At 62.1% G+C, this 16,339-nt stretch carries 11 protein-coding genes; 6 read left to right on the top strand and 5 right to left on the bottom strand.

Annotated features, from left to right (window positions below; all coding sequences use genetic code 11):
- The first annotated feature begins 58 nt into the window (after positions 1–58).
- Positions 59–778 carry a hypothetical protein gene (locus tag AC4BCN_RS05160; RefSeq protein ID WP_456148465.1) on the top strand — a complete coding sequence of 240 codons (720 nt, stop codon included), beginning with the start codon at positions 59–61 and terminating at the stop codon, positions 776–778.
- Positions 779–856: 78 nt separating this feature from the next.
- Here the strand turns inward: AC4BCN_RS05160 and AC4BCN_RS05155 are convergent, their stop codons facing one another.
- The 3 genes from AC4BCN_RS05155 to dprA all read right to left on the bottom strand — a co-directional run bounded on the left by AC4BCN_RS05155 (position 857) and on the right by dprA (position 5,469).
- On the bottom strand, positions 857–3,523 hold the full coding sequence (locus tag AC4BCN_RS05155) for a DNA topoisomerase III (protein ID WP_034749282.1): 2,667 nt from the start codon (positions 3,521–3,523) through the stop codon (positions 857–859).
- A gap of 283 nt (positions 3,524–3,806) precedes the next feature.
- Positions 3,807–4,271, bottom strand: a complete 465-nt coding sequence (locus tag AC4BCN_RS05150; protein ID WP_034749287.1) for a Smg family protein — start codon at positions 4,269–4,271, stop codon at positions 3,807–3,809.
- Between the two features lie 94 nt (positions 4,272–4,365).
- Positions 4,366–5,469 (bottom strand): DNA-processing protein DprA, encoded by a 1,104-nt coding sequence (gene dprA, locus AC4BCN_RS05145; protein ID WP_139091754.1) that lies wholly within the window; start codon positions 5,467–5,469, stop codon positions 4,366–4,368.
- 306 nt (positions 5,470–5,775) lie between these two features.
- Between dprA and def the strand changes: the two genes are divergently transcribed.
- The 3 genes from def to AC4BCN_RS05130 all read left to right on the top strand — a co-directional run bounded on the left by def (position 5,776) and on the right by AC4BCN_RS05130 (position 8,299).
- Positions 5,776–6,309 (top strand): peptide deformylase, encoded by a 534-nt coding sequence (gene def / locus AC4BCN_RS05140; RefSeq protein WP_490492722.1) that lies wholly within the window; start codon positions 5,776–5,778, stop codon positions 6,307–6,309.
- A gap of 116 nt (positions 6,310–6,425) precedes the next feature.
- The gene (gene fmt, locus AC4BCN_RS05135) at positions 6,426–7,382 is read left to right on the top strand and encodes a methionyl-tRNA formyltransferase (protein ID WP_058050246.1); all 957 of its coding nucleotides are present in this window, start codon (positions 6,426–6,428) and stop codon (positions 7,380–7,382) included.
- 14 nt (positions 7,383–7,396) lie between these two features.
- Positions 7,397–8,299: a LysR family transcriptional regulator gene (locus tag AC4BCN_RS05130; protein WP_490492721.1), complete on the top strand. Its 903-nt coding sequence runs from the start codon at positions 7,397–7,399 to the stop codon at positions 8,297–8,299.
- On the opposite strand, the gene AC4BCN_RS05125 is transcribed toward AC4BCN_RS05130, so the two are convergent.
- Together AC4BCN_RS05125 and AC4BCN_RS05120 are read right to left on the bottom strand one after the other, a co-directional pair.
- A complete protein-coding gene (locus tag AC4BCN_RS05125) occupies positions 8,300–8,710 on the bottom strand; it encodes a tautomerase family protein (RefSeq protein ID WP_490492720.1) in 411 nt (136 codons plus the stop codon).
- A 159-nt stretch (positions 8,711–8,869) separates the two neighbouring features.
- Complete coding sequence (locus tag AC4BCN_RS05120) at positions 8,870–11,347, bottom strand: IPT/TIG domain-containing protein (RefSeq protein WP_490492719.1); 2,478 nt, start codon at positions 11,345–11,347, stop codon at positions 8,870–8,872.
- Between the two features lie 650 nt (positions 11,348–11,997).
- Between AC4BCN_RS05120 and metH the strand changes: the two genes are divergently transcribed.
- Together metH and AC4BCN_RS05110 are read left to right on the top strand one after the other, a co-directional pair.
- The gene (gene metH / locus AC4BCN_RS05115) at positions 11,998–15,792 is read left to right on the top strand and encodes a methionine synthase (protein WP_490492718.1); all 3,795 of its coding nucleotides are present in this window, start codon (positions 11,998–12,000) and stop codon (positions 15,790–15,792) included.
- A gap of 114 nt (positions 15,793–15,906) precedes the next feature.
- Positions 15,907–16,278, top strand: coding sequence for an SPW repeat protein (locus AC4BCN_RS05110; protein ID WP_128141248.1), 372 nt, complete (start codon positions 15,907–15,909; stop codon positions 16,276–16,278).
- The last annotated feature ends 61 nt before the right edge of the window (positions 16,279–16,339 follow it).

The following is a 16,339-nucleotide window of genomic DNA, read 5'->3' as shown; positions in this document are numbered from 1 at the left end:
AACCCCACCGGGGCGGATGGCGTAGGCCCTCCGCCCCTCTGCACGTAAAGGCAACACCATGAAATCGTCCCTGATCGCCGTCCTCCTCGCTGCCGGCTTTGCCGCCAGCGCGCAAGCCGCTCCTCTTTCCGCTCCTGCCGACCTGGACCTGGGCATCACCTATTACAGCCGCGTCCTGACACCGGAAGGCGTAACGCGCGAGAGCCGCTACGAAGAAAAGATGCTGCGCCGCCCCGGCCACGTATGGGTCGAGCGCGTGCTGGCGCCGTCGACGGACGCGCATGCGGGCCACAACCACGGCGAGAACAAGAAAGTAGCACTGAAGGCCACGCAGCATGAACACAAGCACTTCAATCCTGTGCTGATCCCCCGTCACGTGATGCTGGAAAAGAATACCGTGCGCGTGGAATACATCGATGCGCATGACAAGATCGTCGTTGCCATCCCCAAGGCCGAGTACGAAAACGTCAATTTCGACGGCTCCTGGGAAAACAGTTTTTACCTGCTGGACCCGAAACTGGTGGCCGCCATGCCGCTGTCGAAGCAGGCGTCAAACGTGACGGGCGCGCGCTGGCGCGAAGTGGAAAAGAATGGCGTGTTCCAGCGCATCCTGTGGGATGAGCAAAAGCAGATTCCGTTGATCATCGAAAGCGGCGACCGCGCGAATACCTTCTACCGCCGGGTCGACGTCAAGCTGCAGCCAACGGTCAGCAAGGTGCAGCCATGGGCGAATTTGCAGAACTACGCGCAGCGCGAGTATTCCGACTATCTCGACTAAGCGTCAGACTAAGGCCAAGAAAATCGGGACGTAAAAAAAGCCAGGGACATCCCTGGCTTTTGTTTGGCTGGCGCCCGATTACTCGGCCGCTGCCGCTTTCTTCGCCGGCGCCTTCTTGGCGGCCGGCTTTTTCACGGCCGCAGCTTTCTTCGCTGGCGCCTTTTTCACGGCTGCCGCTTTCTTGACGGCCGTTTTCTTCGCTGGCGCCGCGCCTTCTTCGCCTTCGACCTCGGCGGCGGCCGCCTTCGTCTTGGCACCCGGCTTGGCTTTGCGCTCTTCAAACTCGAAGCTCACCTTGCCATCCTTGCCGCGCACGAGGAAAGCCTTGAACGGACGGCGCGTGCGCTGGGAAACAAAGCCCGGCAACAGATCCGTCTTGCCATCGTTAAGCAGTTTTGCCATTTGTTCCGGCAAGATTTCCTGCTGCAAGATGATGCGGCCGCTGCGGAAGTCGCACGTCTTCGGCTTGGCGACGCTGTGTTCGCACACATAGGCCAGGCCCATTTCGTACACGCCGGCGTTGCACTTGGGGCAAGGTCCCACGGGCGTCTGGCCCGTGAAATCGACACCTTCGCCATCTTCGCTCTCGTCGTTCTGGCCGAAATCGAATTCCAGCTTGAAATTCTTGATCTCTTCATCGCGCACGATGCGCAGGATGGCGGCGAACGGACGGCCCATCTTCGAACGGAAGCCTTGCAGCGGGCCAATGGTGCGGTCCTTCAGCAATTGCTCCACTTCGGCGATTTCGAACTGGCGCGAACCCGGTGTCTTGCTCATCGAGAATTCGCACTTGGTGCAGGCGAAACGGCGGTAGTTTTCCTTCACCACGCCGCCGCAATTCGGGCATGGCGTTTCCAGGGTCGCGTAGTCGCCGGGGATCGTGTCGTTGTCGTATTCCTTGGCGCGCTTGACGATGATTTGCGTCATCTGCGCGATTTCGCGCATGAATTCTTCACGCGAAATCTTGCCTTTTTCCATCTGCGACAGCTTGTATTCCCACTCTCCCGTCAGCTCCGGTGCCGTCAATTCATTGACGCCCAGGCCTTTCAACAAGGTCATCAGTTGCGATGCCTTGGCCGTCGGAATCAGTTCGCGGCCTTCGCGGATCAGGTAGCGTTCCGTCAGCAAGCCCTCGATGGTGGCCGCGCGCGTCGCTGGCGTGCCCAGGCCCTTGCCAGCCATTGCATCGCGCAGCTCGTCGTCGTCGATCAGTTTGCCGGCGCCTTCCATGGCCGACAGCAACGTTGCCTCCGTGAAGCGCGCGGGCGGTTTCGTCACCAGGCCGTTGGCGCTGACGCTTTCCGTCTGCACTTTCTCGCCCTTGGCCACTGGCACCAGATTGCCGTTGCCATTGCTTTCCTTGTCGGCGTCCGTCGACGCTTCCTTGCCGTAGATGGCCAGCCAGCCCGGATTGGTCATGACCTTGCCTTCAGTCTTGAACTGATGGCCGGACACTTCCGTGTAGCGCGTGGTGACCTGGAATTCCGCAGGCGGGAAGAACACGGCCATGAAACGGCGCGTGACGAGGTCGTACAGCTTCTGTTCCGGCTCGGACAAATTCTTTGGCGCGATCGTCGTCGGGATGATCGCGAAGTGATCCGAGATCTTCGTGTTGTCGAAGATGCGCTTGTTCGGCTTGACCCAGCCCTTGTCGATGATCTGCTTGGCAAACTGGTGGTAGTTGCTGTTTTCCTTGACCGTTTCCAGCGCCTGCAGCACGGTCGGCATGTAGTCTTCCGGCAGGTGGCGCGAATCGGTACGCGGATACGTGAGCACCTTGTGCTTTTCGTACAGCGCCTGGGCCAAGCCCAGGGTATTCTTGGCGGAGAAGCCGAAACGCGAGTTCGCTTCGCGCTGCAGGCTGGTCAGGTCGAACAGGCCCGGCGCCATCGAGGTCGTCGGTTTCGACTCTTCCGTGACGATGCCTTGGCGGCCGCGGCAGGCGGTGGCGATCGAGTCGGCAGCCGTCTTGCTCCACAGGCGCTCGGCGCGCTTCTCGGGGTCGTTCTCGTCCTTCTTGAACTTCGTGTCGAGCCAGCGGCCTTCATAGATACCGGCCGCGCAGACGAATTCGGCGCGCACTTCCCAGAAGTCGCGCGGCACGAATTTTTTGATCTTGTCTTCGCGTTCGACGACGATGGACAGGGTTGGCGTTTGCACGCGGCCCACGGTCGTCAGGTAGAAGCCGCCTTCTTTCGAATTGAACGCCGTCATGGCGCGCGTGCCATTGATACCGATCAGCCAATCGGCTTCCGAACGGCAGCGGGCAGCATCGGCCAGCGGCAGCATTTCTTCGTCGCTGCGCAGGTGCGAGAAACCGTCGCGGATGGCGCCCGGCGTCATCGACTGCAGCCACAAACGCTTGACCGGTTGCTTGGCTTTCGCGTTTTGCGCGATCAGGCGGAAAATCAGCTCGCCTTCGCGCCCCGCATCGCATGCGTTGATGAGGGTGGTGACGTCTTTGCGTTTGATCAGCTTGTTTAATACTTTGAGGCGCGCTTCCGTCTTGGCGATCGGGTTCAGCGCGAAATACGGTGGAATCATCGGCAAGTGCGCGAAACTCCATTTGCCGCGCTTCACGTCGAATTCTTCCGGTACGGCGATCTCCAGCAAGTGGCCGACCGCCGACGACAGGACGTATTCATCCGATTCAAAGTACTCATCGTGCTTGGTAAAGCCGCCAAGCGTCTTCGCGATATCGTTCGCGACAGAAGGCTTCTCGGCGATGATGAGGGTTTTTGTCATATTTTTTAGTCTCGAAAAATGCTCTAGGATAGTTTCAGCATGCGCATCATACAGTGCATTGCCAGGCGCCGACGCTTTTGTCTGCGCAAGGCACAGTGACTTGTGGTCTTGTCAAGCGGCCAATGATAAGCGCCTATTGAAGAATTCGGCAAGTTATCTGCAAGCAAGAATGCGCAGGCGCAAACACAATGGCCTGACGTGCGCGCCGGTGCAACACATAGTAAAGGGGATGGCGCGGCGGTGGCGCCAGGGTCGGACAGGCAGCGAAGAATATGGTTATATATTAGTGCAGCAGGCGCGGCGGGAGGTCTTCATCGTCGACGAACAGGTCGTCGAACATCAGGGCGTCCGGTTCCTTGCCCTGGCTCCACAGCAGCATCAGCACGATGACTTTCAGCTTGCCCAGCGAAACGGGTGCCTCGTCGAGCGCCAGCGCCCGTTCGATGACGATTTCGCGCTGCAGTGGCGAAAGCACCTTGGCGCTTTCGAGGAACTGGATGAAACCGATGGCAGCGGTGCCCAGCACATCGCTTTCCTGCTGCACATAGAAGCGCGTGCCCGTGGAACTGGCCGTCAGGGTTTGTTCGACGCCGGCCATGGCGTTCAAGTCCGTCAGCCACACGAGCGCTTCGGAAATCTCCACGTCGTCGAAACCGACGGCCGACAGTTTGCGCGCCAGGACTGCCGGCTCGGGGCAGGCATCGGGGCGATAATAAGTCTCGTAGAGGTACACCAGGATATCGAACATGGCTCTACTCTAGCAGCTAAGCTCGCTAAGACACAAGGGTGCGCACAGACAAAGCGCGCCCGTGCGGCAAGGCCGCCACACAAGTGACAAGCTGTCATTTGCAGCGTTGAAACAGTCCTCCCGACAAGCGTTCGACCCGGCCCGCCAGCTCCAGCGCCAGCAATTCAGCCATCAGCGTGCCCATGGCCAGGCCGCTGCGCGCGGCCAGGGTATCGGCATCGAGGGGATCGTGGCCCAGCGCGGCCAGCAGCGGCGTCTCGTCTTCCTCCTGTGCCGGCGCGCTGGGAATACCGCCCAGCCACTGCAGCTCTTGCAGCACGTCATCGGCCGACTCGACCAGCTTGGCGCCCTGCTTGATCAGCGCATGGCAGCCCTTGGCCAGCGTGGCGTGGATGGAACCGGGCAAGGCATACACGTCGCGCCCCTGCTCGCCAGCCAGGCGCGCCGTGATCAATGAACCTGACTGCGCCGCCGCCTCGATCACCAGCACGCCGCGCGCCAGGCCGCTGATCAGGCGGTTGCGGCGCGGAAAGTTACCGGGCATGGCCGGCAAGCCCAGCGCATACTCGCTGACGATGCAGCCCTGCTCTGCAATTCTTTGCGCCAGATCAAGGTTGCGACGTGGATACACCAGATCGGCGCCCGTGCCGATCACGGCGACGGTGGCACCCGCGCCGCGCAAGCCGCCCTCGTGCGCGTGCGTGTCGATGCCCAGCGCCAGCCCGGAAATGATGGTCAGGCCTGCCGTACTGAGGGCTTGCGCGAAGGCGGCCGCATTCTGCATGCCTTGCGCGCTGGCATTGCGGCTGCCGATGATGGCCACGCCGGGATGCGACAGCAGTTCCGCCCGCCCCCGCACATATAACAAGAGCGGCGGATCGGCGATTTCCAGCAACAGTGGCGGATACGCGGCATCGGCCAGGGTCAGCACGGCATTGCCGGGCCGCTCCAGCCACTGCAGGGTCAGCGCCAGCTGGCTGTTGGCCACCGGCTTGGACGGCTGCACGATGGCGCGCGCCACGCTGGCCGGCACCACCTCGCGCAAGGCCTCGAACGGTGTGGCAAAGATTTGCGGCGGCAGGCCGAAGCGGGCTAGCAAGGCACGCGCCGCCACAGGCCCCACGCCGGGCAGGTGCTGCAGGCGCAGCCAGCCCGCCAGTTCCGTGGCCGTGTCTGCCGTCGTTGCAATTGCATGCATGACAACCTCACTGTGTACTGTGCCATCCCATGCTAGCGCCACGGCGCGCACGCGATACCGACGCGCGCAACAGTGCGTGCAATGGCCGTGCAAAACGGCCCGTCATCCACAGGGAAATGGGTGTCTGTGATAAAATTTCCCTTTGCAGCAAACTAATCGCGCACTGGCAAACGCATCTGCCGCGCCGTTGCGCCATACGCGCCCAACCGTAGCGTACTCAAAAATAAAATAGCCCTGCCATCGTCCGCATGGCCCAGGCATGAATAATCCGGCGCACCGGCGCCCACCTTAACCAGTCGAATCCGTATGTCCATATTAAATATCCTGCGTTACCCCGATCCTCGCCTGCACACGATCGCCAAGCCCGTCACCGAATTTGACGCGCGCCTGCAAACCCTGATCGACGACATGGCAGAAACCATGTACGACGCCCCTGGCGTCGGCCTGGCCGCGTCGCAAGTGGACGAACATATCCAGATGATGGTGATCGACACCACCGAAGAGAAAAACCAGCTGCAAGTCTTCATCAACCCGGAAATCACCTGGGCCAGCGAAGAAAAGCAGGTCTACGACGAAGGCTGCTTGTCCGTGCCTGGCGTCTACGATGGCGTCGAGCGCCCGGCCCGCATCAAGGTGCGCGCCCTGGACCGCCACGGCAAGCAGTACGAGCTGGAAGCCGATGGCTTGCTGGCCGTCTGCATCCAGCATGAGATGGATCACTTGCTGGGCAAGGTATTCGTCGAATACCTGTCGCCGCTCAAGCGCAACCGCATCAAGACCAAGATGATCAAGGAAATCCGTGGTCTCGAGCGCGAAGCGAGCTTGCGTGCGCATTACTAAGGTGTTCAAGGAGTTTTTGAGCTACAGCTGATAGACTAAGCAGCAACAGTAGTCGTTACACCACGCCAGCCTGGCGCCTTCGGCGCGGGCCTGCGCACCTCACGTCAAGGAACCATATGAAAGTGATCTTCGCAGGCACGCCTGAATTCGCCGCCACGGCCCTGAAAGACTTGCACGAAGCGGGCTTCGAGATTCCGCTGGTGCTGACCCAGCCTGACCGCCCTGCCGGACGCGGCATGCAACTGCACGCCTCGGCCGTCAAGCAATATGCCCAGCAGCACGGCATCGAGGTGCTGCAACCGTTGTCCTTGCGCATGGACAGCAAGGACCCGCAGCGCGCCGCCGAAGCGAAAGCGGCCCACGAGCGCCTGCTGGCTACCGACTACGACGTGATGGTGGTGGCGGCCTACGGCTTGATCTTGCCGCGCAGCACCCTCGACATCAAACCCTGCATCAATATCCACGGTTCCCTGCTGCCGCGCTGGCGCGGCGCCGCACCGATCCACCGCGCCATCGAAGCGGGCGACGATGAAACGGGCGTGACCATCATGCAGATGGAAGAAGGCCTCGATACGGGCCCCATGCTGGCCATCGAGCGCACGCCCATCGAAGCGGGCGACTCCACCGCCACCTTGCACGACAAGCTGGCCACCCTGGGCGGCAAGATGATCGTAGAAACCCTGCGCAAGATGCAGCAACAGCCGCTCGAAGCCGTGCCTCAGCCGGAAGCGGGCGTCACCTACGCGGCAAAGATCGCCAAGGAAGAAGCGGCGCTCGACTTCAGCCTGCCGGCGCTGGAACTGGGCCTGAAAATCCGCGCCTTCAATCCGTTTCCCGGCGCCTGCGGCCAGGTCGATGGCGTCACCATCAAGATCTGGGCCGCCGAGGTGATCGAGGCGGACAGCAAGGAAGCGCCAGGCCAGGTACTGGCGGCCGACGCCCAGCACGGCATCGTCGTGGCTTGCGGCAATGGTTCCTTGCGTCTGACGGAACTGCAGAAACCGGGTGGCAAGCGCCTGCCCGCAGCCGAGTTCATCAAGGGCTTCCCCCTCGAAGGCAAGCGCTTCGTTTAAACCGGCACGCGCCCATGGACCAGCTGACCGCCCTGCGCGCCCTGCGCCGCGTCGTGGAACTGGGCAGCTTCACGGCCGCCGGCGCCGCGCTGGGCATTTCCCACTCCATCGTCTCGCGCCAGGTGCGCCAGCTGGAAAGCCAGCTGGGCGCCCAATTACTCAACCGCACGACGCGCCGCTTCGCCCTGACGGCCGCCGGCCAGGAATACTATCTGGCCAGCCGCGATATCCTCGACGCCCTCGATGCGGCCGACCGCGCCGTCGCCATGCACCAGGCGCAACCGTCCGGCAGCTTGCGCATCAATGCGCCGATGGCTTTCGGCACCTTGGAACTGGCCGCCTGGCTGCCCGATTTCAGCCGCCAATATCCGCACATCCACATCGATCTCGTCTGCAATGACCGCATCGTCGACCTGATCGACGATGGCTTCGACGTGGCGCTGCGCCTGGCGCGCGGCTTGCCCGACTCCACCCTGGTGGCGCGCCAGCTGGCCAGCAGCCGCACGGTGGCCGTCGCCTCGCCCGCCTACCTGGCCCGCCATGGCCATCCGGCCACGCCGCAAGACTTGGCGCAGCACAATTGCCTGATGTACACCTCTGGCGAGAAGCCGGCGGAATGGTCGTTCACCGATGCTGACGGCGCCGCCCACAAGGTGGCCGTACGCGGCAGCCTGCAAGCCAATACCAGTGTTGCCCTGCGCGAAGCGGCCGTGGGCGGCATGGGGATTGCCAGCGCCGCCGGCTTCATCGTGCGCGACGCACTGCGCAGCGGCCAGCTGGTGGAAGTCTTGCCCGGCTACACCTTGCGTCCACGCACCTTGTACGCGCTGTATCCGCACAGCCGCCAGCTGTCGCCCAAGGTCAGGGTCTTCGTCGATTTTGCCGTGCAACACTATCAAAATCGCCGCTGGGATTGATCAGGCCTGCTGCTGCAGCGCCTTGCGCACGGCGCGGAACTGCTGCGTCAAGCCCCCGTAGCCCCAGGCCGCCTGACGCGCGTCGTGCACGTGGATGTAGCTGACCTCATGCAAGGCGCCGAGATACTCGTGCATGGCGGCAAACACGGCGGCGATATACGCGGCTTTTTCCGCCGCCGTATTCGTTTCATCGCTGATCAGGATATCGAGGAAAAAACTGGCCTTGCCTTGCGCCTGCAACGAGGGCCCGCCGACAAACCAGTGCGCCGCGTCAAGATGGCTGATCGCCACGGACGTCAGTTCGGGCGCCTTGTGCAGCAGTTGCGCCGTCAATTGGCTCAGGGTGGCGGCGATGGCGGCCGACTGGCGCGCATCGGGTGGCGTGGATAAACGCAGGTTCAGGATGGGCATGGGATGTTCCGCAAGTGGATGAAGTCCCATTCTAGGCAGACGGCGGCGGCAATGGCAGCCCCCGCCAGGCACAGGATCTGTGCAGTTTATGCACCAATGCCTGCGCGCATAAAAAAAGGGCTTGCCGCGGCAAGCCCTTGTTGCATCGAGCGCCCTTGCTTAGCGGCGCGGCACCTTCATCAGGCGTGCGCCCACGGACGACGACAGGCTGACCTCGAAGCGGCCACCGGCCGGCAAGGCGCTGACGTCGACGCTGGCTTTGCCACCCGTCAAGTCGCTGGCGACCACCGTCTTGCGGCCATCGGCGGCCACGTGCAGCACGGCGGCGTACGGTTCCGTCTCGGCATTCCATGCCAGCGCCAACTTGCCGCCGCTTTGTGCCGCATCGAACGTGGCATCGTTGGCGGCGGCCTTGCTGCGGCGCGCCGGGCGCTCCAGCTTGGCCAAAGTCTTGCCATTTTGCAGCACTTGCACGTCGCTGATGTCGCCCGGGTTGGCGAAGCTGACACGGAAATGGCTCATGGCGTTGCCGCCATGGTCGGCCAGGGAGACGCCATCGAAGGGCAAGTCGATAGTCTGTCCCAGCGCCGTCAACACGCGCAAGGTATAAGCATGGCCGCTGCCGCTGGCCGCTGCGCCCACACGCGTGGACGAGGCAACGGCTGGGCGCAAGGCTACGCCGTTTGGCGTGATACGGCCGGAAATCGTCAGATAGCCATTCTCGGCCACGGACATGCTGGCGGCCAGCACATTGCTGCCAGTAACCTGCGTGCTGCGTTTCTCCAGGAATTGCTGCACGCGCACATAGCTGTAGTCGGAGAACCAGGCGCCGCTGCAATAGCTCATCACGTCTTTCATCGGCGTGCTGCCATAGACTGCCTTGCTCAACTGGCCAATGCTGCCCGCATAGCTGCTGTTGTACAACGGTTGCGGGCCCAGATCGCCATTCGCATACGGGTAGTCGGTGGCCGCGTTGGCTGGACCGCCGCAGGCAACGTGCTGCAGCGAGTGGTTGTGGCCCAGCTCATGCACAAGCGTGGTCAGCCATTCAGGCCAGCTATTGCCGAACGGATCGACGGAAGCAATGCTGTTGAACTTGGCGTCCAGGCCGATGGCCGACGTGAAGTCGTTGCTGCTGCAGCGACGGTTGATGTAGGCGAGGCCGGCGGCACGCGTCGAGGACATTCTCGGCACAAAACCATAATAATAGGCACCGCGGTCTTCCAGCGCGCGCTGGTTTTCCAGCTTGCCCAGGGTATCGCTCCACCAGCTGTCGGCCGTGCTGCTGCCAGGCATGCTCAGCGCAGCGCGCGTGGTGATGCTGATATTTTCCGCCGCATACGGATACACGCGCAGCAGCGCGGCACGGATCACCTCGGCGTCAGGCAGTTGCGCCACGCCATCATCGGTGCTCAAGGGCACGAGCACCAGGCGGATCCTGGCCAGGCTGGCCACCACGGGCGCCGCTTCCTGGCTCACTTGCACGCCGTCATTGCCCACGGCCGTCACGCGCACGCGCACGCCGGGCAATATCCAGCCCGCTGGAAGGACGGCACTGAAATTGCCGTTGAAACTGTAGTCGCTTTTCGACGTCGGCAAGACCGACGGGCCGCTCATGGTGATGCTGCCCAGGTTGCTGCCATTGGCGGCCGTCGCATTCAAGGTCACGGCCGGGCTGGCTTGGCCTGTTTGCGTGGCCAGCACGGACACGCGCACGGCGGCCGGCTTGCCGCGCGTCAGGCGCAAGGCTGCATTGCTGGAATTCAGATTCAGTACCTGCGCGAAATCAATGCTGCCCAGGGTAAAGGCCGACACCGTGCCCGCATTCACGGCGATGCGCGAAGCGGCCGACAGCATCACGCTGCCCGTTGCCGACGCTGGCGCGGACAACACCAGCTGGCTGGCACTGGCGCTGACGATGACGGCTGGCGTACTGCCCACCGTGGCCGAGCTGACCTGGTCGAGATTGCTGCCCTGCAGCGTCACCGACAAGGTCGCGCCGTTGACGGCCGACGCGATCGACGTCACTGCCACGTTTGCCAAGACCGTATACGTGTCGCTGCTGGCCACATCGTTGTAGGGACCGCGCACCGTCAGCGCACCTGTCGCCGCGCCCGTTGGCACCACCACCGTCACGCTGCTGGCCGTCTGGCTTTGCGGCGTTGCCGCCGCGCCATTGCCGAACTGCACCGCCGTCACGGCGCCCATGCCGCCGCCCGCGATCGTCACGCTGGAGCCGACGCCGCCCGTTGCCGGCGCGACACTGCTCACGCTCAGCGGCAGGTACACGTTCACGTTATAGCTGGTGGTCGCCGTACCGCTGGCGCTGACCACGCTCAAGGCGCCCGTAACTGGCACGCCCGGCATGGCCAGGGTCACACTGGTGTCGCTGCTGGCGCTGGCGGCAACGTTCACGCCGCCCACTTGGAACGCCGTCACGCGGCTCAGATTCGTACCCGTCACCACCAGGCTGCCGCCCACGGCGACATTCGCCGCCGAGACAGCTGTCACGGCAGGAATCACGGCGGGATTGCCCGACGTGGTCGCCACCACCGTGTCACCACCGCCACCGCCGCCCCCGCCGCAAGCGGACAAGCCCAGCACGACAAACAATGCTACAAGCAGATGGTTTTTCATGGCTGGCAACCATGTTGATGCAGCGCGATGCCGGGGAGGACACGGGAGAAATGTGACATATTGGTGACTTTTGGTGAGAATGTGATTTCGAAGAACCCATATTATGGGTTAATTCGATTCCCAAAGACAACTATTAATGCTTTTGATTCAATTGGTTTTGATAATAGTTAAAGTATCTACTTGGAAAGCTTTATTCTAGGAATTATTAGCGTCACTCTGTCTTGTCTTAAATCAAGATTATTTTCCTTGGCAGCTATTGCTATTCAACTCATTAAAAAGATTCTGAGATGGCGCAAATAATGTGGAAATTTTTCCACAGCCTAGATGCCGTATCTTCCTGCCAATTTTGATGCAAAAATTAACGTTTTGAGCAAGATTTTCAGGAATGTAATTTTCAGAAGCAGGCTTTGCGCAAGCTGATGTGTTGCAATGTGTTGCAAGCAGGCCTGCCGTGGGGTGAACGGCCGCTTTTGCTTAAAACCAAAGCAGCCTGATGCCGTATAATTTTAGACCCGGTGAAATCAGGCGATTGCCACCTTCTGCCTGCCCTACCCGGCCGGCACACTCCGTCAGCTGATCCTGCTGACCCGCAACCGCCTCGTACAGTCCTGTCGCCGCGCCGCCGCCCGTTTGCCTATTGAAAGCATGAAATGAACGATACCGTGATCCCCGCCATGTCCCCGACCGAAGCCACCTTGCGCGCCATTCTGGCGCAGCGGATCATGATCCTCGACGGCGCCATGGGCACGATCATCCAGCAGTACAAGCTCGATGAAGAAGCGTACCGTGGCGGTCCCGCCGGCCGCTTCATCGATTTCGCCGCGCCGGCCGACAGTGGCGCGCGCGAACTGTTCGTCAAGGGCAACAATGAACTGCTGACCCTGACGCAGCCGCACATCATCCAGGAAATCCACGAGCGCTACCTGGCGGCCGGCGCCGACCTGATAGAAACGAATACCTTCGGCGCCACGACGATCGCGCAAGACGATTACCACATGGCCCACCTGGCCTATGAAATGAACGTGCAGGCGGCCAAGCTGGCGCGCGCCGCCTGCGACAAGTATTCCACGCCGGACAAGCCGCGCTTTGTCGCCGGCGCCCTCGGGCCCACGCCAAAGACGGCGTCGATCTCGCCCGACGTGAACGACCCGGCTGCGCGCAACGTCACCTTCGATCAACTGGTGGCCGCCTACCTGCAACAGACGCAGGGTCTGGTCGAAGGCGGCGCCGACGTGCTGCTGGTGGAAACCATTTTCGACACCTTGAACTGCAAGGCGGCCCTGTTCGCCATCGACCTGTTCTACGAGCAAAACCCGACCGTCGTGCGCCTGCCTTTGATGATTTCGGGCACCGTCACGGACGCCTCGGGACGCATCCTGTCGGGCCAGACCGTGCCCGCCTTCTGGAATTCCGTACGTCATGCGAAACCGCTGACGATCGGCCTGAACTGCGCGCTGGGCGCCGCCCTGATGCGCCCGTACGCGGAAGAGCTGGCCAAGATCGCCGACACCTTCGTGTGCATCTACCCGAACGCGGGCTTGCCCAACCCCATGAGCGATACGGGCTTCGACGAGTTGCCAGCCGACACATCGGCCCTGCTGCGTGAATTTGCCGACGCGGGCTTCCTGAACATGGCCGGCGGCTGCTGCGGCACCACGCCCGAGCACATCGCCGCCATCGGGCAATTGCTGTCGAAAAACACGCCGCGCACCGTGCCGGCCCCATCGCACGACTTGCGCCTTGCCGGCCTGGAACCGTTCGTCGTCAATGACGCGTCGCTGTTCGTCAACGTGGGCGAACGCACCAACGTCACGGGCTCGAAGGCGTTCGCGCGCATGATCCTGAACGAGCAATACGACGAAGCTTTGTCCGTGGCGCGCCAGCAGGTAGAAAACGGCGCCCAAGTGATCGACATCAACATGGACGAAGCGATGCTCGACTCGCTGGCCGCCATGACGCGCTTTTTGAACCTGATCGCCTCGGAACCCGATATTTCGCGCGTGCCCATCATGGTCGACTCGTCGAAATGGTCAGTCATCGAGGCGGGCCTCAAATGCGTGCAGGGCAAGGCCATCGTCAACTCGATTTCCATGAAGGAAGGCGAAGAGGAATTCCTGCGCCAGGCGAAACTGTGCCGCCGCTACGGCGCGGCCGTCATCGTCATGGCTTTCGATGAAAAGGGGCAAGCCGACACCTTCGAGCGCAAGATCGAAATTTGCGCGCGCGCCTACCACCTGCTGATCGATGCGCTGGACTTCCCGCCGGAAGACATCATTTTCGATCCGAACATCTTTGCCGTCGCCACAGGTATCGAAGAGCACAACAATTACGCCGTCGACTTCATCAACGCCACGCGCTGGATCAAGGAAAACTTGCCGTACGCGAAGATCTCGGGCGGCGTATCGAACGTGTCCTTCAGTTTCCGCGGCAACGATCCAGCCCGCGAAGCCATCCATACGGTGTTCCTGTACCACGCGATCAAGGCGGGCATGACCATGGGCATCGTCAACGCCGGCATGGTCGGCGTGTACGACAACCTGGACCCGGAACTGCGCGAGCGCGTGGAAGACGTGGTGCTGAACCGCCGCGAAGATTCGACCGAACGCATGATCGAGTTTGCCGGCACCCTGAAGGCAGGCGGCAAGGCCGAAGCGCAAACCCTGGCCTGGCGCGAAGGCACGGTGCAGGAGCGCCTGTCGCACGCGCTGGTGCACGGCATCACGCAATTCATCGTGGAAGACACGGAAGAGGCGCGCCAGGAACTGCTGCACAATGGCGGGCGCCCCATCCACGTGATCGAGGGCCCCTTGATGGCCGGCATGGACGTGGTCGGCGACCTGTTTGGCCAAGGCAAGATGTTCCTGCCGCAAGTGGTGAAATCGGCGCGCGTGATGAAACAGGCCGTGGCCCATTTGATTCCGTTTATCGAAGAAGAAAAGCTGCTGGAAGAAAAACGCACGGGCATCGTCGCCAAGCCGAAAGGCAAGATCATCATGGCGACCGTGAAAGGCGACGTGCATGACATCGGCAAGAACATCGTCACCGTCGTTCTGCAGTGCAATAACTTCGAAGTGGTGAACATGGGCGTGATGGTGCCGTGCTCGGAAATCCTCGCCCGCGCCAAGGTGGAAAACGCGGACATCATTGGTCTCTCGGGCCTGATCACGCCGTCGCTGGAAGAAATGGCGTATGTCGCCAAGGAAATGCAGCGCGACGAACATTTCCGCATGCTCAAGATCCCCCTGCTGATCGGCGGCGCCACCACCAGCCGCGCCCACACGGCCGTGAAAATCGCGCACAACTACGAAGGCCCCGTGATCTACGTGCCGGACGCGTCGCGTTCCGTGTCCGTGGCGCAGTCGCTCTTGACGCCCGAGCAGCGCGACAAATACGTGGAAGACATCGAAATCGACTACGCGCGCATCCGCGAGCAGCACGCCAACAAGAAGGCGCTGCCCATCCTGCCGCTGGCGCAAGCGCGCGCCAACCGCATGGTCGTGCCCTTCGATGGCGCCTGCACGCCCGTGAAACCGAAGTTCATCGGCCGCCGCGTGTTCAAGAACGTCGACCTGGCCACCCTGGCCAATTACATCGACTGGGGCCCGTTCTTCCAGACCTGGGACCTGGCCGGCCCCTTCCCCGCCATTCTGACGGATGAAGTGGTGGGCGACGCTGCCACCAAGGTGTACGCGGAAGGCCAGGCCTTGCTGAAAAAACTCATCGACGGGCGCTGGCTGACGGCCAATGGCGTCGTGTCCCTGCTGCCGGCGAACAGCGTCAATGACGACGATATCGAGGTGTACACGGACGATACGCGCAGTACCGTGGCATTTACCTACTACGGCATGCGCCAGCAAGGCGTCAAACCGGTGGTCGATGGCGTGCAGCGGCCGAACCAGTGCCTGGCCGACTTCATTGCACCGAAGGCATCGGGCGTGAAGGATTACATCGGCATGTTTGCCGTGACGTCCGGCCTGGGCATCGAGAAATACGAAAAGCGCTTCGAGGATGCGCACGACGATTACTCGTCCATCATGTTGAAATCGCTGGCGGACCGCCTGGCCGAGGCGTTTGCCGAATACCTGCACGAGCGCGTGCGCAAGGATTTGTGGGGCTATGTGCCGGACGAGCATCTGGGCAACGACGACATGATCGCCGAGAAATATGTGGGCATCCGCCCCGCGCCCGGCTACCCGGCCTGCCCCGAACACACGGTCAAGAAACAGATGTTCGAGGTCATGCAGGCCGAGGAAATCGGCATGCAGCTGACGGAATCGTATGCCATGTTCCCCGGTGCAGCCGTGTCCGGCTTCTATTTCGCTCATCCGGAGTCGAAATACTTCGTCGTCGGCAGGATCGGCATGGACCAGGTGGAAGACATGGCCAAGCGCCGTGGCGCCAATATCGAGGACGTGGAACGCTGGCTGGCGCCCAATCTGTCATAATATCAGCACGAGGCGCGCGGAACTTTCCGCGCGCCGCAGCGCACTAACGCAGTATGCCGGCCGGCATGCTGCATGCCCGCTCCGGCCCGTTCCCTGACTGGCTAAGGAGGATATATGGCAACCAACTTCAAACTGAAACGCTGGCAGGACCAAGTGATCCTGTTGCTGGGCCTATGGCTGATCGTCTCGCCCTGGGCCTTTTCCTATCCCGAAGGCTCGCCGCAGATGATCAACGCCTTTGTCTCGGGCCTGGTGATCGCCGCGCTGGCCGCCTTCGACCTGTACAAGACCTATTTCTGGGCCGTCGTCGTCAACCTGCTCGTCGGCGTCTGGGTCGCCGCCTCGCCGTGGATCCTGCGGCTGGCCGATCAGCCCGTCGTCATGTGGAACGAGCTGCTCGTCGGTATCGCCGTCGTCGTGCTGGCCCTGTGGGAACTGCGCACCGACCCAGAGCTGCACAAGCACTGGCCCGGCGCGGCCGCGTAGCGGCGTAAAAAAGCCCTGCTACGGCGACGCCGTGCAGGGCTTTTTAATTCGSGYCAACACC

The organism is Janthinobacterium sp. Bl 1 (assembly GCF_058215535.1).
The sequence above is the reverse complement of the archived record's forward strand: the minus strand, read 5'-3'. Positions and strand labels throughout refer to the sequence as shown.

Bases quoted from the DNA above. Each gene is read 5' to 3' on its own strand.
- AC4BCN_RS05160 (WP_456148465.1), top strand. From the start codon at position 59: ATGAAATCGTCCCTGATCGCCGTCCTCCTCGCTGCCGGCTTTGCCGCC.
- AC4BCN_RS05125 (WP_490492720.1), bottom strand. From the start codon at position 8,710: ATGCCCATCCTGAACCTGCGTTTATCCACGCCACCCGATGCGCGCCAG.
- metH (WP_490492718.1), top strand. From the start codon at position 11,998: ATGAACGATACCGTGATCCCCGCCATGTCCCCGACCGAAGCCACCTTG.
- AC4BCN_RS05130 (WP_490492721.1), top strand. From the start codon at position 7,397: ATGGACCAGCTGACCGCCCTGCGCGCCCTGCGCCGCGTCGTGGAACTG.
- AC4BCN_RS05120 (WP_490492719.1), bottom strand. From the start codon at position 11,347: ATGAAAAACCATCTGCTTGTAGCATTGTTTGTCGTGCTGGGCTTGTCC.
- AC4BCN_RS05110 (WP_128141248.1), top strand. From the start codon at position 15,907: ATGGCAACCAACTTCAAACTGAAACGCTGGCAGGACCAAGTGATCCTG.
- AC4BCN_RS05150 (WP_034749287.1), bottom strand. From the start codon at position 4,271: ATGTTCGATATCCTGGTGTACCTCTACGAGACTTATTATCGCCCCGAT.
- AC4BCN_RS05155 (WP_034749282.1), bottom strand. From the start codon at position 3,523: ATGACAAAAACCCTCATCATCGCCGAGAAGCCTTCTGTCGCGAACGAT.
- dprA (WP_139091754.1), bottom strand. From the start codon at position 5,469: ATGCATGCAATTGCAACGACGGCAGACACGGCCACGGAACTGGCGGGC.
- fmt (WP_058050246.1), top strand. From the start codon at position 6,426: ATGAAAGTGATCTTCGCAGGCACGCCTGAATTCGCCGCCACGGCCCTG.
- def (WP_490492722.1), top strand. From the start codon at position 5,776: ATGTCCATATTAAATATCCTGCGTTACCCCGATCCTCGCCTGCACACG.